Raw genomic sequence first — 26,900 nt, forward strand, 5'->3', positions numbered from 1 at the left:
TTATTTGGGTTTTTCGGCACGCTTCCGCGCAACGCGGTCACGCTGTAATTGGCACTGACGCTCCCGCTCGCGAAGGATCGGCATGATCTCGTCCATCGTCGCCGTGCCGTTGGCCACCATTCCCAGCAGGCTAAACATATACTTGCTGGGGCGATTCCCTGTATGGATGTACATGAGCGTGACGCCGATCACGGCGACGTAGAAGCTCAACAGCACACCCTCGCGGCTGTGACTGATCAGATGATCGAACCGCGCGTAGCTTTTCAGCCAGCGGAAAAACAGTTCAACTTGCCATCTATGACGATATAATACTCCGATAATTGATGCGTCAGGCTCGAGCAGGGTCGTCAAGAGGTAGACCGGATTCTCGGGGTCATCCTTGGGGACGATGACCACTTCGCGAAGGACGATGCCCAGCGGTTTGCGATGCGTCGAGCCGGGAAAACGGACCAGTCGATCGGAGATGACGTCCGCGTCGCGGGCCTCTTGGGTGAGTTCCCTCGTCTCGGTCGTCTCGAGGTTGGGGGTGCGTTCTCCGGGTTTCCGGAACCGCATCACGAAATCCGCCGCCGGTTCTACGTGGGCCTTGATCAGCTTGAAGCTGAAGATCCCCCGGTCGTAGAGATGGATCGCCCCGGGGGTGATGGAGTACGCGGCGGTGGTCGCCTCGCTCTGGCCGGCCTCGGGGACGACGATCAGCTCGGGGAGCCAGGTTTGGGCATCGACATGGAAGTCGAGTCGAGCGCCGGTCTTGCCGCCGCGGCGGCGGACGCTCCAGGCCACTGAGGCGGCGGCATGAAGGAAGGTGCCATCGACGGCGAGGACCTGGCGGTGAAGCGAGCTCAGGGGATCGGCGGCCTGGTTCGGGTTGGGACTGGGCTTGAGAACGTTGCGTCGGAGCTGATCGAGGATCGGCTGCAAGCGAGTGTGGTCGGCCAACTTATTGAAGTCGGAGAGGGTGCTTTTGCAGAGTTTCTGGATCGAGAGGAATTTTTGGGCTTGTCGGGTTTGGCTGAAATCCTCGATCGTCCTGAGGGTCCGCAGAGTGGGGTTGAAGAAGGCCAGGAGCATGGCAACGAAGACGTCGTCGAGGAAGAGGTCGCGGTTGCCATGGGGGTCCTGGTCGCGAAGTTGTGCGATGAGCCGTTCGATCGAATGGATGTGCTTGGCCCCGACCACTTGATCGGGCCAGATGGGCAAATCACGAGAGAGCCACCCCGGTGCCCCGACCCGTTCAGGTCGCTGGGAAGGGGGAGTGTCAACCAGGGGTGGTTTCTTGGCCGCCATGACGAATACTGTGGCCGACCGTAACCAAAAGCGCAAGCGAAGATTTGATGAAGGTCGATCCCGGACACTATTGGAAAAAGTGCTCGTGAGTCTGATGACTCCGGAATTCACGCCGCCCCCCGTTCCACCACCTTCACTCTCAGCCACAACGACTTCCACGCCAGCGTCCAGCACCGTCGGTTCGCCCCCCGCGGCCGCCCCATCAGGTACGTCGACGCCGAGCGCGGCGTCCGGTTCCCTCTTGGGATGAACCGAAGTGTTTGATCGAGTTCCGAGTTTTTTCAACGCCCCGCCAAAGAGCGAGGAATCCCCCTCGTTCCCACGCTCTGCGTGGGAATGCCGTCCCCGACGCTCCGCGTCGTCTGGCCCTCGCAAGCCGAGGACGCCGAGCGTCCCAGACTGCATTCCCACGGGGGACCGTGGGAACGAGTTGCGAGCGGCTTCCTGGCCCTGGATCGGGTGGTTGTTTTTTTTGGGGGGGGGCGGCCTCTTGGCCCCAATCTTAACCTGGTGCCACGCCAGGATCGTGGGCCTGGGACGACTGGCTCGTCGGTAAGATCTTGAACATTCTGGCATTTGCCAAGAAAACTCCCCGTACCGTGACCGTCTGCTCAGCTTCGATCAAAAATCCTGAGTGACGGAAAAAAGGCTGAGCACTCAGACTGACATGGGACGTGAGCTTTGTCAGATTCAACGTCTGTGCATGTTGCTCGAGATGCCGCATGAGTGCGCTGCCAATGCCTTGGCGCACGGCGTGCTTGGCAACAAAGAACTGGTCGATATGGCCGTCCGGCTGAACGTCGGCGAAGCCCGCGATGATGTCGTCGAGCTCTGCGACAAACGGACGATTACGACGCATTCGTTCTACCCAAGCTTCGGCGTCATACGCTCTCGGGGCCCACGCATCGCGCTTTTCTTTGGAGTAATGCGAACAAGCGACTTCGTGAACAGACGAATAGAACACTTCACGAAGCCGATGTTCCTCTCCGGCACGAAATGGCCGAATCCGCAGCGTTCTCATGGTCGGGTGAACCTCGGAAAGGCGTCCGAAACGACGTAGGGGAGCTCCCACTCACGGTCCGAGCAGAAAATAATGTTCTACAGTTATGAGATTGTAGCAAGGATGCAGGAATCTCGTTCCCACGCTCTGCGTGGGAATGCCGTCCCCGACGCTCTGCGTCGTCCTCCCCGGCGGGTGGGGCCGCGAATTCTGGCCTCCGAGGCAGACAGACGGCCCAGTTCCCTTGCGGCAGACAATATCGTATCGGTTTTTAGGGCTTTCTGTCGCTGGTCCGATCATGGGGGATGGCGAGGATTGCCGCGGCGGCTTCGCTGCGGATTGTCTTGGCGCGGGCTTCCAGCCATTGGGCCTTGGTCAACTGGTCCAGTCGTCGGAGGAGGACGGCATAGTGCTCCGACGTTTCGGCGATTTCGAGATTGTTGGTCGGCCGCGTTTTCGTACGGATGGCCAGGACCCGGGAGTAGAGCGCGTCGGCCTCGGTGAGTCGCCCGACTTCGGAGTCGACCCAGGCCAGGTCATTGAGCGTTTCGGCCAGCGAGGCGTGCTCGGGGCCGAGCGCCTTTTCTTGGAGCGCGAGTGCCCGGCGGAGCAGGGGCTCGGCTTCGGCGAGCCGGCCCTGGCCGCAATGAATTTGGGCCAGGACATAAAGGTTCTGATAAAGCGTCTCGGTCTGGATGCGAGGATGGAGCTCCCTGACCTTCAAGGCCCACTTCGCCAGGGGCTCGGCCTGGTCATAGCGCGACTGGTTCATGAGAACTTGGGCGAGGTCGCAATAGCTCCGCGCCAGGAGTCGCGGATCGCCCTTCTGGTAGGGACGCACCACTTCACTGGCTGCCTTGAAACGCTCCTCGGCCTGGGTTAAGTCGCCACGGAGGAAGGCTCTCCATCCGGCGTCGTTCGCGATCTGCCAGTCGCTCAGGACCTCGCTCGGCGTACCATCCGCCGACTTCAGTTGGCCGGTCAGCGCCATGACCAGGAGGGCCAGATTCATCGTGCAGGTGTGCAACATCGCGTCTTGATTCCGTCTCCGTGTCGTGTGGCAGAGCCCGCCATGCTCCTTGGTGAATGATTCGGGGGCTCCTGCCACTCGACAAGGGTGATCACGGTTCCGGCCCGATTCAGGGGTGGATCCAGGGCTGGCGATAGGGCCGGCTCAGGAGTGCGTTGGCCTGGTCGTCACCGACAACGCGCCCCGCCTGCTCATCCCAGGCGAGCGTGCGTCCGAGCCGAAGCGCGTTGTTGGCCAGGATGCAACTGGCGGTGGAGATGTAACCTTGCTCGATGTCAGCGACCGGTTTTCCGCGGGTCCCGATCGCTTTCAGGAAATCCTGCATATGGCCACGGATCGCCGGGGCGACATGCGTTTCGAGGTCTTTCTCGGTCCGGTCCTCGGGGTACTGGTCGAGCTCCATGACGACGTCACCATGGATCGGCTTGCCCTGGCCCATCGGCGTGAAGTCGTAGCTCTGCAGGCCGACCTTGAGCGTGCCCTTGTCGCCGTAGAAGGTTGCGCCCCAGGGATACTTCGGGTCGGCCGCGTGTCCCCAGGTTCGGTGCTGCCAGATCACCGGTAGGTCGTTGAACTCGAACGTGGCGGTCTGTGTGTCGGGAATATTCGCCTTGCTCTGCTTGTCGAGCAGGATGCCCCCCGCGGAGCTGATCCGTTTCGGCCAGCCCAGGCCAAGCATCCAGCGGACCATGTCGAGCATGTGAATGCACATGTCGCCCACGATCCCGTTGCCATACTCCGTGAACGACCGCCACCGCCTCGGATGAACCAGCGCATTGTAGGGCCGCATCGGAGCTGGCCCGGTCCACATCTCGTAGTCGAGCGACTCCGGCGGGGCGGTGTCGGGCGGGTTTCCTTTCGCACGCATATGATAGTAGCAGTAGATTTCCACGAGTCCGATCTTGCCGAGCTTGTCCTCGTTGATGATCCGGTCGCGGGCCTCAATGATGTGCGGGGTGCTCCGGCGCTGGGTGCCGACCTGAACGACCCGCTTGTGCTTGCGGGCCGCGGCGAGCATGGCCTGGCCCTCGGCGACGTCCACGCTGATCGGCTTCTGAACGTAGACGTCGGCCCCCGACTCGACCGCGGCGATCATCGCCAAGGGGTGCCAGTGGTCGGGGGTGGCGACCAGGACGATGTCGAGGTCTTGCTCCTTGAGCATTTCGCGGTAGTCGGCGTAGGTGCGCGGAGTTTTCTTCGACGTCTGGCGTGCAGCGGCCATCTCGGCGGCCCCGGCGAGCATCGACGTGTCGACGTCGCAGAGCGACACGATCTCGACGGGCGCCACCTGGACCAGGCGGAACAGGTCGGCCTTGCCGTACCAACCACAGCCGATCAGGCCGACCCGCTTTGGCTCGGCGCCCGCAAACTCCGCGGCGAGGCCCCCCACGGACGAGAACGCCGCGACACCGGCGGAGCCTGCTTGAAGGAATCGGCGACGATGCATGTCTTGTCTCCGAGGATGAGATCAGGCCAGGATTTCTTCAACGACGCGGCCCTCGACGTCCGTCAGTCGGAAGTCGCGGCCGGCGTGGCGATAAGTGAGCCGCTCGTGGTCGAAGCCAAGGAGGTGGAGGATGGTCGCGTGGAAGTCGTGGACGTGGACCCCGTCCTCGACGACCTTGGCGCCGTAGTCGTCGGTCTTGCCGTGGACGAGGCCCCCCTTGACCCCGGCCCCCGCCAGCCATGACGAGTAGGCGCTGCTCTGATGGCTCCGGCCGGTCGGGCCGTCGGTGGTTGGCGTCCGGCCAAACTCCGAGGTCCAGACGACGAGCGTGTCGTCGAGCAAGCCCCGCGACTTCAAGTCGCGGAGCAGGCCGGCGATCGGCCGGTCCACGTTGCGTGCCATCGGACCGTGTGCTTTCATGTCGGCGTGGGAATCCCAGTTGTTTGAGGATCCCGAGTCGATCAACTCCACGAAGCGGACCCCGCGCTCGACCATGCGCCGGGCGACCAGGCATTGCCAGGCGAACCCTTGCGTCTGGCCTCGTTCCAGGCCGTAGAGCGAGAGCGTCGCCTTGGTTTCGCGCGTGAGGTCGAGGACGTCGGGCATCGCCTGCTGCATCCCGAACGCGGTCTCGAACGAGCGGATCCGCGCCGCCAATGCGGGTTCGCCCGGCCGGTCGTGCTGATGACGCTGGTTCAGGCGATCGAGCAGCCCGAGTTCCGCTTGCTGGATCCGCGGCGACGGACTGCGGCGGTTGAGGTCGGGGATCGGCTCGGCGCCCGCCAGCACGCGCGTTCCCTGGTGGCAGCCCGGGAGGAAGTCGGCGCTCCAAACCTGGCTGCCGGCATAGGGCAAGCGCGGGGCCAGCACCACGAACGATGGGAGGTTCTGGTTGACCGTGCCGAGTCCGTAGCTGACCCAAGAACCGAAGCTCGGCCGCGCCACGCTGACCGAGCCGGTGTGGATCCCCAGTGTCGCCTGGAAGTGGTCGTTGTGGTCTCCGTGCATCGACCGGATCAGGCAGAGTTCGTCGGCACTCTCGGCGAGATTCGGAAAGAGGTTGCTGATCTCGGTGCCGCACTGCCCGCGCGGTTGGAATTCCCAGAAGGGGGGCAAGTAAGGGCGTGCTCCCGGGACGTTCGCCTTCGGCTTCCCTTGATCGGCCACCAGCCGAGGCTTGGGGTCGAACGAGTCCAGGTGCGAGACCCCACCACTCATGTAGAGGAAGATGACCCGTTTGGCCCGGGCGGGGTCATCGACGCTTGCCATCTGGTAGCCGCGCGTGAGCATGAGCCGACGGTGCATCGCCTTGACCGACCAGCCCTCCTCAATGAACCGGGTCGCCAGCCAGTCGAGCAATTCAGGATGGGTCGGCGGCTGGCCTCGGGTGCCAAAGTCGTTGGGAGTGGCGACGATGCCACGGCCGAAGTGGTGTTGCCAGATCCGGTTGACCATCACCCGCGCCGTCAGCGGGTTGTCCTTGGCGGTCAGCCACCTGGCCAGTTCGAGTCGCCCGCTCGTGGGGGATCCTTCGGAGACTCGGTTGCCGCCGAGGACTTGCAAGAAGCCGCGTGGGACCGGATCCCCCTCGTTCTTGGGATCCCCCTTGCGCTGAAGTTTCGCGTCGCCCGGAGTGCCTTCGGAGGCTGCGAACGCTTTCTCAACGTCCGGCGGATCGTTCTCGAGCTTCTTGAGAAGGTCCAGCGCGTCGCCGAGCTCGGCCCTCACTTCGAGGAGGGTCCGACCTTTGAGGACGGCGGCCTGATTCGTCTTCTCGAGGGCGAGGAGCGCCTTCTTCTCCACACCCAGTTTCAGGACCTGGCGACTCACTTCGTCGAGTCGCGTCTCGTGGGTTCGCAGGGCTTCGGCTTCCTCGAGCGTACCGAGCGCGACGAAGTCTTTGGGATGCTGGTAGATCTCGGTGCCGGGGAAAGCGTATTTCGTGCTCTGGAGGATCCCGTAGATCGCGTAGTAGTCGCGCTGGGGGATTGGGTCGAACTTGTGATTGTGACAGCGGGCGCAACTGATACTCAGGCCGAGGACCGTCTTGCCCAGGTTGTCGATCATGTCCTCATAGGTCAGGTGAAACTCGTTGTTGTGCGACCCGAACCGGCGTGCGATCGCCAGGTAGCCGGTGGCCACGATCTGTTCGACTCGCTCGGCCTCGCTCTGGTGCGGGAGCAGATCGCCCGCGACCTGCTCCTGAACGAAGCGGTCGAACGGCGTGTCGCGATTGAACGCGTCGATCACATAGTCGCGATATTTGTGGGCCGAGGGGACGGGGTAGTCGGAGTTGCATCCCGAGGTGTCGGCATAGCGGACCAGGTCGAGCCAGTGCCTACCCCAGCGCTCGCCGTAGTGAGGTGAGGCGAGCAGGCGGTCGACCACGCTCTCGAAGGCGTTTGGCGATTCGTCGGCGAGGAACGCGTCCACTTCCTCGGGCGTGGGCGGCAGCCCGGTCAGGTCAAACGTGGCACGACGGATCAAGGTCCGCTTACTGGCCGAAGGGGCAGGGGAGAGTCCCTTGGCTGCCAACTTCGCGCGCAGGAACCGGTCGACATCGTTCTGAGCCCAAGCTTGGTCGTGAACCTCGGGGACCGCGGGGTCAGTGATTGGCCGGAACGACCAGAACTCCCGCGCCTTGGCCCAATCGATCGCGCTGCGCTCGGCAGGCTGGCCGGGGGTTGCGGCGAGTGCCTCACTCGGGTCGGGGACCCCCAGTTTCACCCAGGTCACGAAGTCAGCGATCTCCCGGTCCGAGAGCGGCTGCTTAGGCGGCATTTTGAGCTCATCGTCGTCGTGGCGGAGGGCCTGGATCAGGCGGCTGGCTTCCGGGTCGCCCGGGACGATGATCGGGCCGCCGTCACCCCCTTTGCGGATCGCCGAGCGCGAGTCGAGTCGCAGCCCCCCCTTGATCTTGTCCGTCGGACCGCCGCCATGGCATTTGAGGCAATGCTCCGCCAGGACCGGGCGAATCTTCTGTTCGAAGAAGGCGACCCCGTCGGGGGTGGCGATAGGCTCGTCGGCTTGTGCGGCCGCCCATCCGCCGAATAGCCCAAGGGAGAGGGACAGCAAGGCGAGCCTACGCATCGGCGCCCTCATGAATCGCCTGAGTCAGAAGTCGAGTGGATTGGAGTCGATCAGGCCGATCTTAACTCACTTCGGATTGCGAGCATAGAGGTAGAGGACGACACCAAGCACATCACCCACCCGAAGTGGAGGTCCCTGTTTTTCCCAAATCGTGGGATCTGCAGTCGCTCTTTCCGACGTGTGGCAGTTCAGGCAGGACTGGCGATCGGCTCGCACCGGCCGCGCCTCGATTTTCCAGCGGCCGCTGGTGGTCATGAACGAGTCACCCGATGCCGCCTTGATCAAGGCATCCCGGCCGAACTCTCGGAGTTCCCGGCCCGAAGGATGATCCTTGGGGACCGTCGCCGCGGTGATCAGGACCGGCCCGTTGATCGCTCTGGGATCCATCCACTCATCGAAATTCTCTTCGGCCTTGCTCAGATCCCACGTCAACGCCTCACGACCGACCAAGTAGAGAGAAACTTCCCAATCGTTTTTCTCGAAGTCCGCAACGACCGTCTGCTCCAGGGCCGTTTCCGGCTTAAAGTACCGGGCTGCTAAATGAGCAATCGGCAACCGGGACATGCCAAATTTCGTCTGCGCATGAAATCGACTTTGAATGGTTTGGTTCATTCCCTCGATCGGGCACTCTTTCTCCGCGAGCGAGGTTGTTGTTGGCGTTGTCACCGAGGTCATGGTTCTGACTTTGGATCGAACGTCCAACAACGAGTTTGTCCAGTACAAGGATGCGAATGCGGAGGTTGTCGCCAGGATTGCGAAGAGGCCGGCGAGTCGGTAGGGCATGAATGACCTCCCATCAAAAGCCAAGGAGAAACCTGGGATAGTTTACATCATTGAAGCTGATTCACCCTACGCGTCCTAATGAATAGGATGTGAGGTTGGAATGCCCGGAACCACTGAGTCTGCCGTGATTTGTGGGAACTTCCTCCGGGCGATTCCGCTCGAAGCCCGAAGTGGCCCACCCGGCGACCGTCGTTTGTGATGGGTTGCGCCAGGACAGGCCGCATGCCTCAGCCATCGCAACGCGTCGGCACCATCGCCCTCCTGCCGAGCCCCTCTGTCACAACGCGAGATGGCCGATGTATGTTTACGCAGGGGATATCACGTGAAATTGGAGGTGATAGCCATGGCAAAACTGACTCAAGCGGAAGCGGCCAAGAAGCTTCAGGATGCGGGAATTACCTGGTCGTCGAGCGGAAATTGCAGCGACCGCAATAACAAACGCTGTACCTCGTTCGAGGAGATCAACTCCGAGACCGTCGAGGGGATCATTTCCTTCAAGAAGCTGAGCGGATGTGACGTCCGAATCACCGGGGGCACCGAGACCGGCCATTCGACCTCGACCAAGAGTCACTGGAACGGTTTCAAGGTGGATATCAACCCCAGCGTCTGCGTCAGTGATTTTATCGAGACCCATTTCGAAGCGGTGGGGGTGCGTGGCGACGGCGCCAAGATGTTCAAGGATGGCGCGGGCAACATTTACGCGCGAGAGTCCAACCACTGGGACATTACCTTCATCTCCGGGTCGGTCAGTGGCGAGGATCACGGGACCTCGTTCTCGACGGATATGTGTGGGACGTCGTTGCGGAAACACTGAGCAAGCCTTGCGACCGGCTGGCCGAGCCGGTGTCACGTCGTCTCGTGCCACCACGTCATCGGGCCGTTTTGCACCACCCATGCGACCGGCTGCCGGTCGGGAAAGAATTCTTATGAGTAAACTTGCGCTCGTTGAAGATAAAAGCAATAAGGGAGACGGGTTCGTGCTCTTCTCCAGCGGGAGCGGCTGGATCAGGCCGACGGGGGTCTTCGTGCCCCAAGCGGGAATCACGAACAGTCACGAAGCGGTGACGCTGCTCCTCTGGTTTCACGGCTATCGGGTCAAAGACGCTCCGTACTTGTTCTATCATGAGGCCACCCAACTCTTGAAGGCCGTCAGCGAGTCCAACAAGGACGTCATCCTGGTGGCACCCGCGCTGGGTTTGCGCGACAAGACGCACGCGGAGTACGACGCGTCGGCCCTGGGAGGTGGCAGCAAGACCGCACTCTATCTCGACCAGATCCTCGGCGCCCTGTCCGACTGGTACGAGAGGACGTTCATCGCCGGCGAGCGAGCGCAGATGGGCGGGGAACCCACCAAGTTCCAGCTCGCCAATCTCTACATCGCGGGCCATTCGGGCGGGGGGAGTGGCATCATCAGCGCCGTCGCCGCACTCGGCAGTTATAAAGACAGGCTCCGCGAGTGCTGGGGATTCGACTGCCTGTACGGCGACGGACAGTCCTGGTTCCAGTGGGCCAAGGCGCGGACGGGCATTCCCCTCTACTTCTATTTTGGGAAAGGCACCAAGCCGTCGGATAATGCCGATGTGCTCGGCTTCTGGAAGCGGGTCTACGGCACTCCCAAGAGCCCGATCCCGGCCGCGGGTCGGATGAGAAACGTGTTTCTTGCCCCGGCCTTGCCGGGCGCGGAGCTGGACATGGTGGCCTTCCAGTCCACTGACGACATCCTCGCCAGGGCCAAGGCCGGCAATCGCTACGAGGAGGTTCGGAGGATCGTCGATCCGCTCCTGGACAACTCCGATAAGTACTGGTCGACGCTGATCGAAAAAGGGCTGATGGAACACTACTCGGTGGTGTCCGAACTCCTCTGCCCCCGCATCAAACAGAGCCTTCCGTGATGCCGTCCGGGCGGTAGGCAAGACCAGAGCCCGGCGCCAGCCTGGACCGGATTGGGGTGGAACTAAGGTGGGTGCAGGAGGCCACGGCCCGGAATTGACCGAACCGGTTGCCCGTTGAAGTCTGGAACATGAACCTTTGCCGCTGGTGGTTCACGATCCGAGGCCTGATGCTCGCTGTAGGTATCATTGCCGTGGCCCTCTTCAACGCCCCGCTCGCCGTGCTCCTCCTGCTCTTGAGCGGCTCCGTAGTGGCTCTCCTCTCCTTTCCCGCCCAACCGGCGGACGCTCGCGGAAATGGGCCGTCCCAGACTTCATCACCTTGGCCTGTTTCTACCTGCCATTCTCCTTCTCGGAGAACTCCTCCCTCACCTCCGCGAACCGGGCATCGGTCACGCCATCGCCGACGCGCGTGACGGCTTCCGTCCACAATAGCGCCGCTCGCTCCCGGTCCGAGTAGAAAGGCGTTTCTCGCCAGGCACTCAGCGCGTAGATCCGCTGTTCCGTCTCTCCCGCCGCCCGGGCGTCCTTCGTATGAATGTCGATGCAGTAGGCGCAGCCGTTGGTCTGCGACGCCCGGATCTTGACCAGTTCGAGGAGCGGGCGCTCGAGACCACACTTTGCAAGGTATGCGCCGAGCGAGTCGAGCGCCCGCATGGCCTCGGGGGCCAGTTTGCCATCGTCCCTTCGCGGCTGTAGAGCACCGGGCTCAACTGGACGGCGGCCGCCTTGACGACGTTCATCGCGGGTTTCCTGGTTGGGCGTCCCCCGGAGCGCCGGCGACCAGTGCCTTGCCCCCGACTCACCAGGATTTTCCGCGGTTCGCTGACTAAGATTTGCCTCGACATCCCAATGGTAGGCGGTATAATTTGGATGTCAACCGAAATCCATAAAGTCTGGGGGCGTCATGAGGAAGTCGAAGGCTGAGGCCGCGGAGACCCGGAAGCGGATCGTCGCCGCCGCCGCGGCTGAGTTCCGCAAGAACGGGATCGTCGCGACCGGGCTATCCGACCTGATGAAGGCCGCCGGGCTCACCCACGGCGGCTTCTATAAGCACTTCGAGTCGAAGGACCAACTCATTGCCGAGGCTTGTGCCGAGGCGGGGAGGGCGCTGGCGGAGAAGGTTGCAGCCAATGCCTCGAAGGGCTCGGCCGTGGCGTCCTACCTCTCCGCCCGTCACCGCGACAACCCGGCCGACGGATGCCCGCTCGCCGCGTTGGGTTCCGAACTCGCCCGATGCGACGAGAGGACACGGGAGGTGGCGACGGCGGGCTTCGAGCGGCTCGTCGGCATCCTCGCTGGGCAGTTCGCCAAGCTCTCCCCCGAGGAAGCCCGGCGGCGGGCCCTGGTGTCGGCCTCGACCATGATCGGTGCACTGGCGATGGCGCGGATGGTCAACGACACCAATTTGTCGGCGGAGATCCTCCAAGAGGCGGAGGCAAGCATCAGTCGGTTGTGAATGAGAAAAGCGAACATACGATGGCCTAACATCCCGGGAGAAGGACCATGAGCCGGATCAGCATCGAGCACGTTCGCCAGACGGTTGGCAAGCCATTTGATGAGTTCCGTGCGACTTTCGAGGGTCAGCTCGGGCACTTCGATCCGAGTGCCTACGAGGGGTTCGTCGAGGACGGGGATTCGCAGGCGGTCAGGGCCAGACTGGAGTCCATGGCCGGACCGAGCGGCTTCATGCTGTTCCGCACGAGCGACCATGGCGCTGTCCTTCGGCTCGTCGGCAAGCCGAGGAAGGCGCTGCAATACCTTCTCGGCAATCCCTTGATCGCCGTCGAGATGACTCAGCACGCCATCGGGGCGGCCCTCTACGCTCCCCTGCGCGTCTTGATCTACGAGGACGAAAGCGGAGGGACCTGCGTGGAATACGACCTCCCGTCGTCGCTTTTCGGCCAATTCGGCGACGATCGCGTCAATCGGGTTGCCGATTCGCTGGACCGAAAACTGGAGGCCTTGATCGCGACGGCTACACAATGAGAGGTCAAGCTGCATCCTTTAAGCTAAGCTTGCACGGGGCGTCGAGACAGGCGATGAGGAGTGCATGGCAGAGGTCATCATTTTCGGTCATGACCTCTGTCTTCAACTCGGATCGAAAATGGGGGCATTTCTCAATGTTGCCGTTGTTTGGGCGATATGGGATGTTGCACGGAGTCACACAAGGATGATCTTGCCCAGGCTGCGTCAAAAATTAGAGATATCCTATTTAGAATTCCTTGCATATTGTTATGAGTCGTCGCGATAGCTCTTCCCGAAGCCTCGCAAGCCCCTCTTTGTTCGGTAGATACTTCAGTACCCGATGCTGCTTTAAGTCAAATGGCACGTCATCCATTGATTGCGTTATGGGAACGACGTGTTTGCCAAGCGTGTGTGCTATTCCTGTTTCATACATGACATTGGGGTTTCGCTCAGAGAAATCAACAATCACGATGCGTGAAATGAAGATTAGCTCGAAAATGTCCTGTATCACTGCGCTGCTGTTCCAGATCTCATCGGCACGTTCGCAGCGTAACGAAGCCCACTGGCATGCCCCTCTTATTGACGCGTAAACTGGGCTGAAATGTGCTGCAAACGGCATCATTACTGCCGCCAGGTCCTGTACTGCATCCTTTGTTGGTACCTTGAATACCGATGGGCAAAACGTGATTTTTCTAAATGCTTCAAGCTCTGGTTGGGCCGATGAAATGTAGCTGCTATTCAATTTCTGCAGCTTCGCACTCCCTCCTAAATGCGATTGCGTCATTACTAACAAGTCCTGAATCAATATGCCATTCAGCTTGTCCAGGGCTTCACGGTACATCGCCTTTGCGTCCCGTGACTCCTCGAAATAGACGCTGTTCATCAGCTCTTCAATGATCGCGGTCATATCAGGAGAAGGCATGTCGCTTTCGATGGAGGATGCAAGATTTATCGATATCAGCATTTGCTGAGCCGTCAGATTGCGACTTTGTCCTTCCTGTGGACACTTATGTCCGAATCCTCTAAAGAAGTTCTGTATCTCAGCGGCAGTGCGGTAGGGGAAAGGTAGCGGTGTATCGCCACATACAAATTTGGCAACAAGATTAATGGTCGCGGGCCTGAATCGCATTTCCACTCTTCCTGTACGAGGCTCGAAGCTTTGGATTCTGCCCACCCTTGACTACGTGATCACCTGCATGCCAGCTTGCAAGAGATTGGCTATTATCTCAGTTCGAAAATCGCCAGACTATATCCCGCTTCTCTTATTTTTGTCGCCAATGTGAAGAGCATCAGCCGGGTCACCGAATGCCCAGCGATCTCTTGCCAATCTCCACGCTCACGCCCTGGGAACCCCGGTGTCAATTCAGTGATTTCTCGCGTTGGCACCCGTCCCATCGACATTCTCCCTTGTGGGACGCCCACTCCGACCTGCCGTTGACGATGACTGCCTGGCCTTCCACCATGGGGCAAGTGGGCGCAAGATTGTCCCGACGATCCGGTCTGTATCCCAGGGGAGGGGTGGCCGACTCTCTGTGGGCGGCCGATCCCGGCCGGGCGACTGCAAGCAGGCCCGGCCGGGATCGATTCGTCAGCCGTGCGTTTTCTGACCCTTCGGTTGCGTCAGGAGCGAGGCAACGACGAGCACGAGGAACCCGAGCGGGATGGTCACGAGCCCCGGCTGGCTGAACGGGACGGGCGCAGTTTCGGGCGGGAGGCCGTAGACGTCGCGGTAGGCTTGCGCACTCAAGAGGATCCAGGCCAGGGAACTTGCCATGCCGACCAGGATGGCGGCGGTGATTCCTTCCTTGGTCGTCTTCTTCCAGAAGAGGAGCATGACGAGCGACGGGAGGTTGGCCGAGGCGGCCACGTTGAACGCCCAGCCGACGAGGAAGGTCACATTCATTTTCTCGAAGACGATGCCCAAGGCCATGGCGGCCACGCCGATGATTACGGCCGCGGTCTTGCCCGCGCGGACCTTGCCGTGGTCGGTCATCTTGATGCCCATGACGCTGTCCATCAGGTCGTGAGCGACCGCGCCGCTGGCGGCCAGGATCAGGCCGCTGACCGTGCCGAGCACGGTGGTGAAGGCCACCGCCGAGATCACCGCGAACGGGAGCTCTCCGAAGGTGCGGGCGAGCAGGGGGGCGGCCATGTTCGAGTTGGTCACGTCGAGCGCACCGCCGGTCATTGCTCCGAGCCCCAGGTAGAGCGTCAGAACATAGAAGAACCCGATGACCGCGATTCCGACGACCGTGCTCCGCCGCGCGGCGGTCTGGTCCTTGACGGTGTAGTAACGGATCAAAATGTGAGGCAGCGATGCGGTGCCGCAAAAGAGCGCGAGCATCAGCGAGAAGAAGTCGAGCTTGTCGGTCAGCTTGGGACTTCGCACTCCCTTGAACGTCGGGCTCGCCCCGGAAACGAGGATGTCGCGGCCTTCGGTGGGCTTGGGGTAGTAGACGGTCGTCTCGGAGCCATCCTCATCACGGATCTTGTCCGACCCCCAGAGCTCAACCTTGCTGTTCTGGAGTGTGGTCAGGAACGACAACGGGCCGAGCGGTCCGGTCTGGGTGCGGCCGTCGGGGAGTTCGAGCACGCGGCCGACGGGAGCGAGGTCGGTCTGCCCTTTCCCTTTGCCTTGGGGCAGGCCGTTGGCCAGCTTCTTGCCGTCGGGCAACACGGTCAGGGTCTGGGTGGCCGCGAGTCCCATGCGTGCGGACTCATCTTTGTGCCAGACGGTGACGACGCCGGTGGCGGTCTCCTCGACGCGCACATACGGCTTCCCCTTCCAGCCTCCACTCTCGGCGAGCTGGTGGGTTCCGGGCGCTCCGAGCATCCTCGACTGGGTCGGTTCGGCGAAGGCGACCGGTTCGGCCGTCAGCCCGCGGCGGAGGATCATCACGGTTAAAAGGGTGCAGAAGGCGACGAGCATCGCCCCTTTGATGAATTGGACGTAAGTGGTCGAGACCATTCCGGCCGTCACGACGATGAGGATCACGACCACGCCGACCGTGAGGACGCCGGCCTGATGCGAGAAGCCGAGCAGCGGACGGACCAGGGTCCCCGCGCCGACCATCTGGGGGATCAGGTAGAAGAGGCTCACGGCCAGGGTGCTCAGGGCGGCCGAAAACTTGATCCCGCGTGATTGGAAGCGGTTGTCCAACGCATCGGCGAATGTGAACTTGCCGAGTCGTTTGAGCGGTTCGGCGATCACGAACAGGGCGACGACCCAGCCCGCCAGGTAGCCGATCGAGTAGAGGAATCCGTCGTAGCCGTAGAACGCGATCATCCCGCAGATGCCCAGGAACGAGGCGGCCGAGAGGTAGTCGCCGGCGAACGCGACGCCGTTGATGAACCAGTGGATCTGCCCGTGCGCGGCGAAGTAGCCCTGGGACGACTTGGCCTTGGCCCCGAGGACGAAGCTGAGCCCGAGCACGACGGCCACGAAGCTGGCGAAAACGATCACGGCGGTCAGTGAAGGTTCGTAGATCATTGTCCACGGTCCTCCAACGGATGCCGACCGGCCGCGCGTCGACACGCGGCCATGTAGATCAAGGCAAGGACCAATGCCATGACGATCAGGAAGAACCCATAGAGGACGGCCAGGTTCAGACCGCCGAACGGGCTTCGCGCCATGAGTTCGGGGGCGAAGGCGCTCAGGCCCACGAACCCTGCGTAGAACGCGAGGTAGACCGCGAACAACCAGAGCCCGGCCTGGGCGTTGGCCGCGGCGAGCTCCGGGTGATCGTCATCGGAGGGGGCGGCGGTCGCACCCGATGGGGCGGACTCGGGCTGAATATGCACGGGCAACACCCAGGGTCGGAGACTGCGAATTGGAGTCGAGAGGCTGGTAGATTAGCGGTCGGATCGACGTTTCTCAACAAAGAAAACGAGCGATCATCCTGAAAGGTGTGCCGCGGGCGCCGCTGATGGCGGTTATTCGAGCTCTTCGAGCCAGACCCGAATCTCGTTGTTGTACTCGCTGGCGAGGTTGCCTCGGACGAGTTGCCGATGGAAGTTGGCGGCTCCCTTTTCGACCAGGTCGGCTGCCTCGGCGCTGGGGAATCGGTTGGCCGGGTCAGGGGCGATCAGGCCCTGGATCAGGCTCATCAGCAGCTCGTTGCGGACGACGTCTTCGGGAAGGATCTGGGGCAGTCGCTCGGGGAGCGTCTGTTTAAGCGTGAGCAGCTCATCGCGGTCTTGCACGGCGCCGAAGGGTCGAAGCCCCGCGAGCATTTCGACAAGCACATATCCGAGGCTGGCGAGGTCGGATTGCGGTGATTCCCCGACGCCTTCCATGGCCTCGGGGGCTGCGTAGGCCGGCGTGCAGGTCAGCGACCCGGCGCCTGGCGACCACGCGAAGGCCGAGCCGATGTCGACGAGCTTGGCGTCGCCGGTCCGCTTGAGCATGAGGTTCGAGGGCTTGACGTCGCCGTGGACGATCCCTTCGCGATGGAGGGCCGAGAGGGCGGCCAGGGCGTCGCGAAGCACGGCGATGGCCACGCCCGGCTTGAGGCGAGGCTGGGTCGGTCCGCTGGTGACGATGACGTCGTTGATGTAGTTCCAGCGGTCGTCGTTCACCCGGTCGCGGGCGCGTTGGAGCATCTTCGGGGTGAGCAGTTGCAGCAGGTCGTAGCCGTCGACCCACTCCATCTCCATCACCCGGATCCGGTCGAGCTCGATCAGGTTGTGGACGTCGATCAGGTTGTCCTGCTGGATCATGGCAATCCGGCAGGCCACCCGCGCCAGGAGGGCCATCGCCTTGTCGTAGGCGGAGATACTGTCGTAGCGCTCGGGCGAAAAAACCTTGATCGCGACCGGAATCGTGAAGTTGTCGGCTCCGAGGCGCTCGCAGAGATAGACGACGCCCTGACCGCCTTCACCCAACCTCCGGAGCCGACGATGACTTTCGATCCAGGCGAGCCGGGGCTCTTGCAGGAGACCCGCGTACCGGGTCATCAAGTCATGGGGCGGGGGGGGAGAAGAGGCGTCAGAGAGGATCATCGACTCCTTTCCGTCGTAGGAGCTGATGGTCGTCTGCTGCATCGTTTCACCTCGGTGTCGGGCATGGCAAGCGCCTCGCTCGCTCGTTGTTGAGGAGCGAGTCGATCCCTAAATGGGGGGAGATAGGGGCTTTGGGTTGGGGCGCACGAGAAGAAGAGCGACATGTCGGTCGAGCCTTGGAACGGAATCCCACCGCTCCCGCGTCAACAGGTTCCATGTCTCCAGTCTTTCCTTGTACCACGAATCGGCCTTCGAGAGCCATGTCGAACCGGATCGACATGGCTTTGGCTCTCCCTGGATTTTCCAAGGCCGGCGCGGTCACCGATTGCGGTCAAAGCTTGCGGTTCGGCGTGCCCGCCGGCGCGATCCCGGTCCCTGCGGGTTGGGGCGAGGTGGAGTCGGGCACACGAACGCCCAGGGGGCGAGCCGAAGGGGTCGAGGGCCCGTTCGGAGACTTGGCCATCACCTTTTGAAGCAGCTTCGAGGCCTTGTCGGGCGACTCGTCAAGGAAGCCCCATTTCACGTTCATCGCCTTCGCCTCGGCGATCTTCCGTGCGGCTTCCGTGTAGTGTCCCTGGGCCATTTGTTCGCGTGCTTCCTGAAGCAGCCAGCGTGCTTTTTGCTTGGGATCGATCGAGTCAAAGCGAGACGGCTGGCGAACGCCCTGGAGGTCGGGCATCATGCTCGCTCGGCCTTGGGAGGCCATCGGCACCGCGGACCGGGCAGTCTCCACCAGGTGGGGCAGCGCGGTGGCCGTGGTGCTTGCGGGCGCCACCGCCGCGTCGACCGGGGGCTGGACTGGGGCCACCGCCGTGGCCGTACGTTTCTTGTAGTAGTTCTCAACCTCCTCGAGGTAGACCTCGAGGACGACCTCTTCATTTTCGGTGAGCTGGTCGCGGAACCGATCGGCGGCTTTGAAATAACTCGATGCTTTGTCGACCTGCCCTTTGTTATAAAGGTAGGCCCCTGCCTTGATGAATTCCAAGGCCGAGGGCTTTTCCTGGGTTTTCACAGGCTCAGGAGCAGCCGCGGGCTCGGGAGGTGCGCCGAGCGCCAGAGCCTGCCCCAAGCTGATGGCCAGCAGGATCGTGACCCCTCTCAATCCGCCCATCGCGCTCTCCCTTCGACGTGATGATTCACTCAAAGAAGAGGCCACCCGCGGTGGGCCACTCTCCTTCGACGGGAAGACCCCGGCGCAATCGCGACGGGCACCCGCACGATTTCCCTCCCCTCTTCGAGAGAGGAGGTCAGTCCAGTTCGGTTGTCAGGGGATGTGGATGTCCGAGATGTTCTGGCCGACCCAGCCTGAATGATAAAAATAGGACTGAGATAGAGGTTCCTACCCGAAGCTCACCGATCGGTCAAGGCGAACCTCGGTCGATGTGCATGCGAGCATGAAGCGACGGGAGCGACTTGCGGTCGCCGTCGACCCCGAGCTCACGCGGGCCCGTCAACGGATCACGCGTCCCGGCGCGATCACCGTGGTTGCCGTGGTCAGGACGGTCAACTCGTCGATCACCGAGGTGACGTCCACCGTTTCGCTGGCTAGAGTCACTGCGCGGAGCTTCGTCTCGGCGTCGGGGACGGTTCCCCGCAACAGAATCGAGCCGCCTCGAACGGGATGGACCTCGATTCGCGAGGAGACCAGGGCCTTGTCCCAATGCAAGCGGGAGTAGACACGGGAGGGGACTCCCATCCGGTTGACTTCGTTCCGCACGGCATCAAACCGTCTGCGCAACGCGCTTCCGACGTTCTGAGCCTCTTGCTTGATCCCTCGGCCCACGCCGTCGATGGCCTGGCCGGCGCGTGCGGCCACCCCTTGGGCGAGACCGGCATTGGTCGCCAGGCCGATGACGGACAGACTCAGAACTCCGAGTAAGGCCAATCGCGTTCGCATCCTTGTCCGGCTCCTGGTCAGAGAACGAGGGTGGAAGCCGCCGGGGCTCGACCTGCGTGCCCATATTCCATTTCTTTATTTCATTCGAGAGGGAGCGACCCCCCCAAGGCGCAACAGAAAACCCCATCGGTGCGATCGTTTCGCGCGATGGGGCCGTCACAGCCGCAGCCGATTTGGCCTCCGCTTGAGCCGTTCGACGCTTGGGGGCGTCACCCTATTGGGAATCGTGATTGCTGTCAAGCCAGGCTGCGAAGGCAGCCCGCGCATTCGCGCCGCTCGCTCGAGGGACCGCGAACTCAAACTGTTTGCAACCGCTTCGGGCAGGTAGACTATCGCGGGTCGGAACCAGAATTACCGCAAAGGCCGCCCCTTCGCTTCATCGGGGCTGCGACCCAGGCGGGTTTGAAGCCTCGGGATATGAATCGACATGAATCGCTATGGGTTCGTCCGCATCACGACCGCCTCGACCAAGACGGTGGTGGCCAATCCCAGGGCCAACGCCGAGGAGATGGTCCAGGTGCTGGACCAGGTTCGCGACAGCGACGTCATCCTCTTCCCCGAACTGGGGGTGACGGGCTATACGTGCGCGGACCTGTTCGGCCAGTCCGCGCTGCTCGAGGCTGGTATTGCCGCCGTGGCCCGGATCGCCGAGGCGACCCGGGGACGCGAGCAACTGGTGGTCGTGGGCCTGCCCGTCGCGGTTGGCAACAGCCTCTACAACTGCGGAGTGGCGATCGCCGAAGGCGCGGTGATTGGGATCGTGCCCAAGCAGTTCATTCCGAACTATAAGGAGTTCTACGAGAGCCGTTGGTTCAGCTCGGCCACCGGGAGGGAGCCTCGTTCGATTGATTTCGGCGGTTGTGAAGTGCCGTTTGGAATCGACCTGCTCTTCGCGGCCGAAGGGGGAGTCCTGGTTGGGATCGAAGTTTGCGAAGACCTTTGGATGCCGATCCCGCCGAGCTCCGTGCAAGCGGTTGCCGGGGCCAACCTCCTGCTCAACCTCTCGGCCAGCAACGAAACCATCGGCAAGAGCCGATACCGCACCGAGCTGGTGGTGGGCCAGTCGGGCCGCTGCATCGCCGCCTATGCCTACTCCAGCGCCGGTCCGTCCGAATCCACGACCGACCTCGTCTTCGGCGGCCACTGCCTGATCGCCGAGAATGGCGTGCTCCTGGGGGAATCGGCCAGGGTCGGCGATGGCGGACCGATCGAACGGGGGAGCTATTTCCTGAGCCGAGATGTCGATATCGAGAAGCTCCAGACCGACCGGCGATCGACGACGAGTTTCGACGATTGTCGCAAGTATCTCAGCCCGTTCCGCAAGGTCCCGTTCCGGCTCGCACCGGGGATGAGCGGGCTGGCGCGGACCGTGTCGGGCACGCCGTTCATCCCCCGCGAAGGGAGTGAGTTGCACGGCCGTTGCGCGGAGATTTTCGGGATCCAGTGCGCGGGGCTGGCCAAGCGGTTGGAGCAGCTTCCCACCGGCACGCCGCTGAATCTCGGCATTTCGGGAGGGCTTGACTCCACGCTGGCGCTGCTGGTGGCGGTCAAGACGTGCGACATGCTCGGTGTCTCGCGCCGCACGATCCAGGGGATCACGATGCCCGGCTTTGGCACCACCGAGCGCACCAGGACGAACGCGTTGGGCTTGATGGAGCACCTCGGGATCACGAGCGAGACGATCGACATCACCGAGCTCAGCCTGCAATCGTTCCAGGCGCTCGGCCACGCCCCGTTCGGGATCGACACCCGGACCACCGACGTCGCGTCGTTCATGGCGGAGCTGGCCACCCTCCCGCCGGAGCGGCGTCACGACCTCACTTTTGAGAATGTACAGGCTCGACTTCGTACATTTTTGCTCATGTCACGTGGTTTCGTCATTGGTACGGGCGATCTCTCCGAGCAGGCGCTCGGGTGGAGCACGTACAATGGAGACCATATGAGCATGTATAATCCTAATAGCTCGATTCCCAAGACCTTGGTGACGTTCTTGGTCCGGTACGTGGCGCTCAATGAGTTTGAGGACGGACCGGTGCGGGAGACTCTGCTCTCGATCGTGGGCACGACGATCTCGCCCGAGCTTCTCCCCCTCAACGCGGAGGGGCAGATCGTTCAGTCGACCGAGGACATCCTTGGCCCGTACGAGCTCATCGACTTCATCCTCTACAACGCGATCCGCTGCGGGTACACCCCCGAAAAAATCCTCTTTCTCGCCGAGCATGCCCGATTCACCAAGCCTTACACCCGTGAGCCGATCGAACGGGCGTTGCGAACCTTTTTTACGCGGTTCTTCAGTCAACAGTTCAAGCGTTCTTGTGTTCCCGACGGCCCCAAGGTCGGCTCGGTCAGCCTTTCGCCGCGGGGCGATTGGCGGATGCCGAGTGACGCCGATCCGTCGGTCTGGCTCCAGTGGGATCAGGCTCGTTAAGGAAGTCCGGGACGATCCGCACTCGGTTCTCGATTCTGAAGCCGAGCGGGGAGCGGATCGCCAGGCAGAAAATCCCACGGCCGGGGTGGGAGAGGCGTGAACCGGTCCCGCAACCTGTGGCGTTTGCGGGGCGGCTCGGTTATGACATTCGGAGAGTGGGCGTGATCAGGGTCGATCGATTCTCCCGTGACGACCCGCGCTCCGTTTCCTTGGCTCGGAAGGGACTGCGATTGATGCGAACCCGAGGTCTGGCTGCGTTTACGGCGGGTTGGCTGGCACTGGGGGCGGGGGCGGCAGCCATCGCCGAGACCCACATCTACGTTGCCGATCATGAAACCCGGAAAGTGATTAAGATCAAGGAGGACGGCACCCTCCTCTGGGATGCGACGAACAACAACGGCCACGACGTCCAGTTGCTGCCTGACGGTCACCTGTTGATCATCAACGGCCAGACCGTTCAGGAAATCGCTCCGGACAAGTCGGTGGTCTGGGAGGTTGGCAAGCCGGTCGTCGACGTTGCGGAGTCGGCCCAGCGATTGGCGAACGGCAACACGGTGATCGCCGACAACGGGCGGCACCGGGTGATCGAGATCAACCCCAAGAAGGAGATCGTCTGGGAGTACGACGTGGCGAATACGAACAAACGCCCCACCCCGACGATGCGGCAAGTTCGCCGCTTGCCGAACGGCAACACCCTGATCTGTGCCAGCACCGAGGACAAGGTTCTCGAAGTCTCGCCCGACAAGCAGGTGGTCTGGAGCTACGCGCTTCCGTTCCCCTACCTGGCGACGCGGCTCGAGAATGGCCACACCCTCATCAGCAGCGGCGCGGGCTACGGCAGCGAGGCGGGATACTTCTTGGTCGAGGTTGACGGCAAGGGCGAAGTCGTCTGGAAGTACGGTGGCAAGGACAGCCCCGCCGACCAGCACCTGAACTGGCCCTCCGGTTTCGTCCGGAAAGCCAACGGCAACACGATCATCTCGATCGCCCAGGACGGCGTTCTCCGCGAGGTTTCCCCCGACAAGAAGACCGTCCGCACCGTTCGGAGCCCTGCGATGAAGCATCCGTGCACTCTGGTTGTGGTCGACGAATAATCTTATCAGGGATATCCATCCCGGCCGGACGACCAGCCGTGGGGACTCTGGCGGTCCGGCCGTTTGGGATTGACCCCGACGGCCGCCTGCCGGTGGAGAAGAGGCCGAGATGTCCACGTACTTTTGTAGCGATTCCCACGCCTTCCACGGCAATATCATGAAGTATTGCCGTCGAACCGCCTTTATGACCCCTTCCGACCTTGCGGCCTTTCTCGAGCTCGAGTCCTCCGGGGGAGACTTTCGATCACTCCGTATCAGCGACGAGTCGATCGATAAGATGAATCGGGGCTTGGTTGCGAATATCAACGCGCGGGTCGGATCCGATGATGTGCTCTGGTTTCTAGGCGACTGGGTGTTTGGCTACGGCGGAGACTACTTTCGCAATGCGCGTTGGTTTCGCGACCAGATTCACTGCCGCACGATCAATTTCGTCTGGGGCAACCACGACGATCGGAGGATCGGCAACCTGTTCGCGGCCACCTTCGACCAGGTTGAGATCAACCTGGGAGACGTCCGAATGACGCTCAACCACTACCCGATGCTCACCTGGAGCGGACAGCACCACGGCTCGGTGGAACGCCCAAACATTCATCTCTATGGGCATGTTCACGCTCTCTATCAGCGCGATCTGGAGTCGTGTCCGATCAAGTATTCCCAGGCCTGGGCCGCACTCGACGTCGGCTTCGACGGTCACGACTATCAGGTCTGGTCGCTCGATGAGATTCTCGATTGCCTTCGTCCCAAGCTCCAGGCCCTCGAAGTCTTGAAACGAGAGAGCGGACAATTCGATCCGTTTCGCGGTCGCTCCTCCCGGGGCTGATCGAGCGGTTCTCGCTCGCATGGCACACACGCCAAAGAACATGGATGCTTCGAATCACTTGTTGTCCGTGGTTGCGCCCTGAATCGAGGCGTTCCGCGAGCCCCAAGCGAGTCGCTCGATGACTTGGGCTCGCGCCCGGTCTTCTGTGACTGCGTCACCACGGTCATCAAGTGCCCTCGATCTCGAAACCTCACATCAAATTTGTCAGTAATCCTCAGGATTGGCATGCCACCTGCTTGATGGTCAACCAGTTTCCCACTTCTTCTCTTCAGTTCAGCGAAGCGAGGCGATGCCATGTCCGATTTCAAAGACAAGGTCAAAAGCGGGATCGACACTGCCGCTGAGAAAGCCAAGGAAGTGACGGAAAAAGTTTCGGACAAAGCAAAAGACGTCGCGGAGAAAGCCACGAACAAGGCGAAGGACGTCGCTCATCAAGCGGGAGAGCACATCGAGAACGCGGGCGAGAAGGTCAAGGATCTGGGGAAGTAAGCCGGCTTTTCCCTTTTTTTTGTTGATCTCTGACGTCGCGTCATTCCTTTGCTGACTGAACTTGCTTGCGAAAGGATCTCACCACCATGTTGCGTTGGTCACTTGCATTCTTGATTCTTGCTTTGATCGCGGGCGTTCTCGGCTTTGGCGGCCTTGAGGGGACGCTGATGCAGTTCGCCAAGATCCTCTTCTTCCTCTTCCTGATCTTGTTCGTGGTCTCCCTGATTTTCGGCCGGAGAGCCGGCGGCCCTATTGTCTAGCGGGTCTTCGTCGGGTGGGCGTTGTCCACCCACGGAGACCCCAGGTGAAGGTCCGCGCCTTCGAGCCTCATCTCGGTCAGGTCGAGACGACACGCAAGCGAAAGACCGCGACCCTTGGCAGCCGCCAAGGGTCGCGGTCTTGTTTTTTTGTTGATGGCCGAGATGTCTGGATGTTTATCGCGACGGTCGCCCCTCAGAAAATCAAAGAAAACCGAGACCAACGGCTTAGGAGTGGGGAGGTGGCTCGGAAAACCCCGTTCGTTTCGCGAACTCCACCAGGGCGCGGTGGATGAGATCGTCCTCACTGAGGCCGCGATATTCGGCCAGCCGGCTCACCCACTCTCGCCAACTCGGCTCAACCCCCAGGTCATAGCGTTCGAACGTGGCGTCCGACAAGAAGGGGGGCGAGTCGTCGGCGAGGATGTTGTACTCCTGAGTTGCGTTCGCCTCACCGGCAAGGAAGCGGTGCCCGCACTGGGCGCAGCGGAACCGGCCCTGAGGATCATTGCCGAGCACTTCGCCTTTACTGTTGCATGAGGGACATCTCAACAAGCCCATACTCACGGCGCTCCTTAACCCCACCCGAGGGATCGTTGCCGAGCCCGACGCTCCCCGAACCCTTGCGATCATCGATCGATCTTATCGTCTACCTTGCAAGGCAGGGACCCGTGACGAAGCTCACGCCCATTTCCAGGGAAAGTGGGCATTTTTGCAGCAGGGACTGGGCAATGAGATTCGGTGTTTCGGGAATCGAGCACTCGATTTCCTGCTTGCGCATTGGGTCTGTCGGCGCTTAACGGACGGCGAGGGCACGTTCGATCGCAAGACAGGCTGAGGCTGCGCCTTCTTCCGCGCGGACGATGCGTCCTACCTCGCTGGCACGCGTGATGTGGGTCGGCTCGTCGAGCAGGTGCCGGAGGGCGGTGGCGGCGCGTCGGACGGTGTAGCGGTCGCGAGTGAGCGTTCGCGCGACCCCCAATCGGCAGACCCGGTACGCGTTGTCGGGTTGGTCGTGAGCCCAGGGAACGACCAGCATCGGCCGTCCCGCTCGGAGGGCTTGTGCCGTGGTGCCCACGCCTCCTTGGTGGACGATCGCCGAGGCGCGGGGGAAGAGTTCCGAATACGGGGCGTACTCCAGGGCGAGCATCGACTCGGGAAGGGGCTCGCGGGGCAGGTTGCGGGGGTCGATCCCGATCAGAAAGACCGCTCGGCGGTCGAGTTGCTCGGCCGCGGCCCGGCTCCGTTCGTAGAACGTGCCCGCGTCCATTACGGCCGACGATCCGAGCGTGAAGACGATCGGCGGTGGCCCTGCGCTGAGGAACTGCTTCAACTCGGCCGTCATTCCGGTCGCCTGCACATCGTCGAAGAAGGCGAATCCGGTCTGGACCGCCTGCGACGGCCAGTCGGGCTGGGGTTCGCCCAGGACCTTCGAGAAGAAGACGAGCATGCAGGTGGGAGACGTCCCGCCCTCAAAGAGCGGGTCGGCCCCCGCGGGCAAGCCCAACTCTTGACGCAGGTGTTGGACCGGCTCGGTCCATTTGCGGAGGGTCAGCCGCGCCAGACCGTGGAGCGAGCCGTGGAACCGCGGCCCGAGCGAGCGCAGGTGCCTGAGCCAAGGCGCTTGGGGAGGGACGGATGGGTCATGCTTCGACAGCAACGAGATCGGCGAGAGCACCGCCGAGATCCAGGGGATTCCGGTCGTCTCGGCCACGATCGGGCCGGCGAACGCGATCATGTGCGACACCAGGAGATCCGCCCCCTGAACCGCCTGTCGAAGGTCGTCGTAGCTTTCGCGCAAGCTCGGCATGAAGACCTGGCGGATCACGTTCTCCGACCCCTTCTTCCGATCCATCAACTCGCGGAAGAACTCCGGCTTGGTCTCGACATCCAGTAAGTCGGGGCGGACCGGGTAAAACTCGATCCCTTGCCGCTCGATCCGCTCGCGGTGATACGCGCTCGTCGCGATGACCGGGACGTGCCCCCTGGCCTGTAACTCCTTGGCCAACGCAATGAACGGGTGCAAATCCCCCAGCGATCCGAACGTCGCCAGGACGATCCGTCGCGCCGTCACCACGCTTCCGACCTCCCCACCATCCTTGGTCAAATCCCTCGGGTTCATCGCCGAATATCCTCGGATCCTTCGTGAAATCATTCACAAAGTCATTCTAGAGGGTCGTGACGGGAAGTAAAGCTAAACGTTCGAGACGTGTGGATGCGGAAGCGGTTCACGGCCTCGGAGTGGGTGGCTCGCGAGGCCGCGATTGAAGAGTCTTCAGTGGTTTACGTTCGAGTGGACCCCAGCCACCCAGACGTGAGCCACTCGAGGGTAAACAGCGGTAACCAGGTGGACCTATTCTGCCTTGATATTGAATAATGTGCAAGCTCTGGGTGCCACGGGTTGTCCTCAACCCGTGAGC

At 62.0% G+C, this 26,900-nt stretch carries 23 protein-coding genes and 1 pseudogene; 9 read left to right on the forward strand and 15 right to left on the reverse strand.

The window, feature by feature from the left end:
- From BUS42_RS02175 to BUS42_RS02200, 6 genes are all read right to left on the reverse strand, one after another.
- Complete coding sequence (locus tag BUS42_RS02175; protein ID WP_254053251.1) at nucleotides 1-1,287, reverse strand: IS4 family transposase; 1,287 nt, start codon at nucleotides 1,285-1,287, stop codon at nucleotides 1-3.
- Between the two features lie 502 nt (nucleotides 1,288-1,789).
- Entirely contained in the window at nucleotides 1,790-2,308 is a 519-nt protein-coding gene (locus tag BUS42_RS02180; RefSeq protein WP_074304871.1) for a GNAT family N-acetyltransferase, read from the reverse strand.
- A 250-nt stretch (nucleotides 2,309-2,558) separates the two neighbouring features.
- Complete coding sequence (locus BUS42_RS02185; RefSeq protein WP_074304873.1) at nucleotides 2,559-3,317, reverse strand: tetratricopeptide repeat protein; 759 nt, start codon at nucleotides 3,315-3,317, stop codon at nucleotides 2,559-2,561.
- 109 nt (nucleotides 3,318-3,426) lie between these two features.
- On the reverse strand, nucleotides 3,427-4,764 hold the full coding sequence (locus BUS42_RS02190) for a Gfo/Idh/MocA family protein (protein WP_074304875.1): 1,338 nt from the start codon (nucleotides 4,762-4,764) through the stop codon (nucleotides 3,427-3,429).
- 21 nt (nucleotides 4,765-4,785) lie between these two features.
- Nucleotides 4,786-7,854, reverse strand: a complete 3,069-nt coding sequence (locus BUS42_RS02195; RefSeq protein ID WP_074304877.1) for a DUF1501 domain-containing protein — start codon at nucleotides 7,852-7,854, stop codon at nucleotides 4,786-4,788.
- A 66-nt stretch (nucleotides 7,855-7,920) separates the two neighbouring features.
- Complete coding sequence (locus BUS42_RS02200) at nucleotides 7,921-8,418, reverse strand: DUF3365 domain-containing protein (protein ID WP_143206217.1); 498 nt, start codon at nucleotides 8,416-8,418, stop codon at nucleotides 7,921-7,923.
- A gap of 562 nt (nucleotides 8,419-8,980) precedes the next feature.
- Between BUS42_RS02200 and BUS42_RS02205 the strand changes: the two genes are divergently transcribed.
- Nucleotides 8,981-9,451 carry a hypothetical protein gene (locus BUS42_RS02205; RefSeq protein WP_254053252.1) on the forward strand — a complete coding sequence of 157 codons (471 nt, stop codon included), beginning with the start codon at nucleotides 8,981-8,983 and terminating at the stop codon, nucleotides 9,449-9,451.
- A 112-nt stretch (nucleotides 9,452-9,563) separates the two neighbouring features.
- A complete protein-coding gene (locus BUS42_RS02210) occupies nucleotides 9,564-10,529 on the forward strand; it encodes a hypothetical protein (protein WP_074304882.1) in 966 nt (321 codons plus the stop codon).
- Nucleotides 10,530-10,871: 342 nt separating this feature from the next.
- Here BUS42_RS02210 and BUS42_RS02215 read toward each other — a convergent pair.
- Nucleotides 10,872-11,183 (reverse strand): annotated as a pseudogene (locus BUS42_RS02215) (carboxymuconolactone decarboxylase family protein); the annotation flags it as partial.
- Between the two features lie 250 nt (nucleotides 11,184-11,433).
- Here BUS42_RS02215 and BUS42_RS02220 point away from each other — a divergent pair.
- Nucleotides 11,434-11,985, forward strand: coding sequence for a TetR family transcriptional regulator (locus BUS42_RS02220; protein WP_074304886.1), 552 nt, complete (start codon nucleotides 11,434-11,436; stop codon nucleotides 11,983-11,985).
- 47 nt (nucleotides 11,986-12,032) lie between these two features.
- Nucleotides 12,033-12,515 carry a DUF302 domain-containing protein gene (locus tag BUS42_RS02225; protein ID WP_074304888.1) on the forward strand — a complete coding sequence of 161 codons (483 nt, stop codon included), beginning with the start codon at nucleotides 12,033-12,035 and terminating at the stop codon, nucleotides 12,513-12,515.
- A 226-nt stretch (nucleotides 12,516-12,741) separates the two neighbouring features.
- Here BUS42_RS02225 and BUS42_RS02230 read toward each other — a convergent pair whose 3' ends face one another.
- The 6 genes from BUS42_RS02230 to BUS42_RS02255 form a co-directional block, all read right to left on the reverse strand.
- Nucleotides 12,742-13,623 (reverse strand): hypothetical protein, encoded by an 882-nt coding sequence (locus tag BUS42_RS02230; protein WP_074304890.1) that lies wholly within the window; start codon nucleotides 13,621-13,623, stop codon nucleotides 12,742-12,744.
- Between the two features lie 459 nt (nucleotides 13,624-14,082).
- Nucleotides 14,083-15,984, reverse strand: coding sequence for a solute symporter family protein (locus BUS42_RS02235; RefSeq protein ID WP_074304892.1), 1,902 nt, complete (start codon nucleotides 15,982-15,984; stop codon nucleotides 14,083-14,085).
- On the reverse strand, nucleotides 15,981-16,295 hold the full coding sequence (locus BUS42_RS02240; RefSeq protein ID WP_074310586.1) for a DUF485 domain-containing protein: 315 nt from the start codon (nucleotides 16,293-16,295) through the stop codon (nucleotides 15,981-15,983). The genes BUS42_RS02235 and BUS42_RS02240 overlap by 4 nt, the downstream gene beginning before the upstream one ends.
- Nucleotides 16,296-16,427: 132 nt before the next feature.
- The gene (locus BUS42_RS02245) at nucleotides 16,428-17,537 is read right to left on the reverse strand and encodes a serine/threonine-protein kinase (RefSeq protein ID WP_074304894.1); all 1,110 of its coding nucleotides are present in this window, start codon (nucleotides 17,535-17,537) and stop codon (nucleotides 16,428-16,430) included.
- A gap of 289 nt (nucleotides 17,538-17,826) precedes the next feature.
- Nucleotides 17,827-18,606 (reverse strand): glycosyltransferase family protein, encoded by a 780-nt coding sequence (locus BUS42_RS02250; protein ID WP_074304896.1) that lies wholly within the window; start codon nucleotides 18,604-18,606, stop codon nucleotides 17,827-17,829.
- A 339-nt stretch (nucleotides 18,607-18,945) separates the two neighbouring features.
- The gene (locus BUS42_RS02255) at nucleotides 18,946-19,392 is read right to left on the reverse strand and encodes a BON domain-containing protein (protein WP_074304898.1); all 447 of its coding nucleotides are present in this window, start codon (nucleotides 19,390-19,392) and stop codon (nucleotides 18,946-18,948) included.
- A 427-nt stretch (nucleotides 19,393-19,819) separates the two neighbouring features.
- Between BUS42_RS02255 and BUS42_RS02260 the strand changes: the two genes are divergently transcribed.
- The 5 genes from BUS42_RS02260 to BUS42_RS02280 all read left to right on the forward strand — a co-directional run bounded on the left by BUS42_RS02260 (nucleotide 19,820) and on the right by BUS42_RS02280 (nucleotide 24,483).
- Nucleotides 19,820-21,820 carry an NAD(+) synthase gene (locus tag BUS42_RS02260; RefSeq protein WP_074304900.1) on the forward strand — a complete coding sequence of 667 codons (2,001 nt, stop codon included), beginning with the start codon at nucleotides 19,820-19,822 and terminating at the stop codon, nucleotides 21,818-21,820.
- Between the two features lie 233 nt (nucleotides 21,821-22,053).
- Entirely contained in the window at nucleotides 22,054-22,914 is an 861-nt protein-coding gene (locus BUS42_RS02265; protein WP_074310588.1) for an outer membrane protein assembly factor BamB family protein, read from the forward strand.
- A 109-nt stretch (nucleotides 22,915-23,023) separates the two neighbouring features.
- A complete protein-coding gene (locus BUS42_RS02270; protein ID WP_074304902.1) occupies nucleotides 23,024-23,734 on the forward strand; it encodes a phosphoesterase in 711 nt (236 codons plus the stop codon).
- 294 nt (nucleotides 23,735-24,028) lie between these two features.
- The gene (locus BUS42_RS02275; RefSeq protein WP_074304904.1) at nucleotides 24,029-24,223 is read left to right on the forward strand and encodes a hypothetical protein; all 195 of its coding nucleotides are present in this window, start codon (nucleotides 24,029-24,031) and stop codon (nucleotides 24,221-24,223) included.
- An 86-nt stretch (nucleotides 24,224-24,309) separates the two neighbouring features.
- Nucleotides 24,310-24,483 (forward strand): DUF1328 domain-containing protein, encoded by a 174-nt coding sequence (locus BUS42_RS02280; RefSeq protein ID WP_074304906.1) that lies wholly within the window; start codon nucleotides 24,310-24,312, stop codon nucleotides 24,481-24,483.
- A 225-nt stretch (nucleotides 24,484-24,708) separates the two neighbouring features.
- Here BUS42_RS02280 and BUS42_RS02285 read toward each other — a convergent pair whose 3' ends face one another.
- A complete protein-coding gene (locus tag BUS42_RS02285; protein ID WP_074304908.1) occupies nucleotides 24,709-25,041 on the reverse strand; it encodes a zinc carboxypeptidase in 333 nt (110 codons plus the stop codon).
- A 235-nt stretch (nucleotides 25,042-25,276) separates the two neighbouring features.
- The gene (locus BUS42_RS02290) at nucleotides 25,277-26,602 is read right to left on the reverse strand and encodes a glycosyltransferase (RefSeq protein ID WP_074304910.1); all 1,326 of its coding nucleotides are present in this window, start codon (nucleotides 26,600-26,602) and stop codon (nucleotides 25,277-25,279) included.
- Nucleotides 26,603-26,900: the final 298 nt, after the last annotated feature.

The sequence above is a fragment of the Singulisphaera sp. GP187 genome (assembly GCF_900129635.1).
In the GTDB taxonomy this organism is placed as follows: Bacteria; Planctomycetota; Planctomycetia; order Isosphaerales; family Isosphaeraceae; genus Singulisphaera.

Coding starts and splice junctions, on each gene's coding strand:
- BUS42_RS02175 (WP_254053251.1), bottom strand. CDS start 1,287: ATGGCGGCCAAGAAACCACCCCTGGTTGACACTCCCCCTTCCCAGCGA.
- BUS42_RS02180 (WP_074304871.1), bottom strand. CDS start 2,308: ATGAGAACGCTGCGGATTCGGCCATTTCGTGCCGGAGAGGAACATCGG.
- BUS42_RS02185 (WP_074304873.1), bottom strand. CDS start 3,317: ATGTTGCACACCTGCACGATGAATCTGGCCCTCCTGGTCATGGCGCTG.
- BUS42_RS02190 (WP_074304875.1), bottom strand. CDS start 4,764: ATGCATCGTCGCCGATTCCTTCAAGCAGGCTCCGCCGGTGTCGCGGCG.
- BUS42_RS02195 (WP_074304877.1), bottom strand. CDS start 7,854: ATGCGTAGGCTCGCCTTGCTGTCCCTCTCCCTTGGGCTATTCGGCGGA.
- BUS42_RS02200 (WP_143206217.1), bottom strand. CDS start 8,418: ATGTCCCGGTTGCCGATTGCTCATTTAGCAGCCCGGTACTTTAAGCCG.
- BUS42_RS02205 (WP_254053252.1), top strand. CDS start 8,981: ATGGCAAAACTGACTCAAGCGGAAGCGGCCAAGAAGCTTCAGGATGCG.
- BUS42_RS02210 (WP_074304882.1), top strand. CDS start 9,564: ATGAGTAAACTTGCGCTCGTTGAAGATAAAAGCAATAAGGGAGACGGG.
- BUS42_RS02220 (WP_074304886.1), top strand. CDS start 11,434: ATGAGGAAGTCGAAGGCTGAGGCCGCGGAGACCCGGAAGCGGATCGTC.
- BUS42_RS02225 (WP_074304888.1), top strand. CDS start 12,033: ATGAGCCGGATCAGCATCGAGCACGTTCGCCAGACGGTTGGCAAGCCA.
- BUS42_RS02230 (WP_074304890.1), bottom strand. CDS start 13,623: ATGCGATTCAGGCCCGCGACCATTAATCTTGTTGCCAAATTTGTATGT.
- BUS42_RS02235 (WP_074304892.1), bottom strand. CDS start 15,984: ATGATCTACGAACCTTCACTGACCGCCGTGATCGTTTTCGCCAGCTTC.
- BUS42_RS02245 (WP_074304894.1), bottom strand. CDS start 17,537: ATGCAGCAGACGACCATCAGCTCCTACGACGGAAAGGAGTCGATGATC.
- BUS42_RS02250 (WP_074304896.1), bottom strand. CDS start 18,606: ATGGGCGGATTGAGAGGGGTCACGATCCTGCTGGCCATCAGCTTGGGG.
- BUS42_RS02255 (WP_074304898.1), bottom strand. CDS start 19,392: ATGCGAACGCGATTGGCCTTACTCGGAGTTCTGAGTCTGTCCGTCATC.
- BUS42_RS02260 (WP_074304900.1), top strand. CDS start 19,820: ATGAATCGCTATGGGTTCGTCCGCATCACGACCGCCTCGACCAAGACG.
- BUS42_RS02265 (WP_074310588.1), top strand. CDS start 22,054: ATGCGAACCCGAGGTCTGGCTGCGTTTACGGCGGGTTGGCTGGCACTG.
- BUS42_RS02270 (WP_074304902.1), top strand. CDS start 23,024: ATGTCCACGTACTTTTGTAGCGATTCCCACGCCTTCCACGGCAATATC.
- BUS42_RS02275 (WP_074304904.1), top strand. CDS start 24,029: ATGTCCGATTTCAAAGACAAGGTCAAAAGCGGGATCGACACTGCCGCT.
- BUS42_RS02280 (WP_074304906.1), top strand. CDS start 24,310: ATGTTGCGTTGGTCACTTGCATTCTTGATTCTTGCTTTGATCGCGGGC.
- BUS42_RS02285 (WP_074304908.1), bottom strand. CDS start 25,041: ATGGGCTTGTTGAGATGTCCCTCATGCAACAGTAAAGGCGAAGTGCTC.
- BUS42_RS02290 (WP_074304910.1), bottom strand. CDS start 26,602: ATGAACCCGAGGGATTTGACCAAGGATGGTGGGGAGGTCGGAAGCGTG.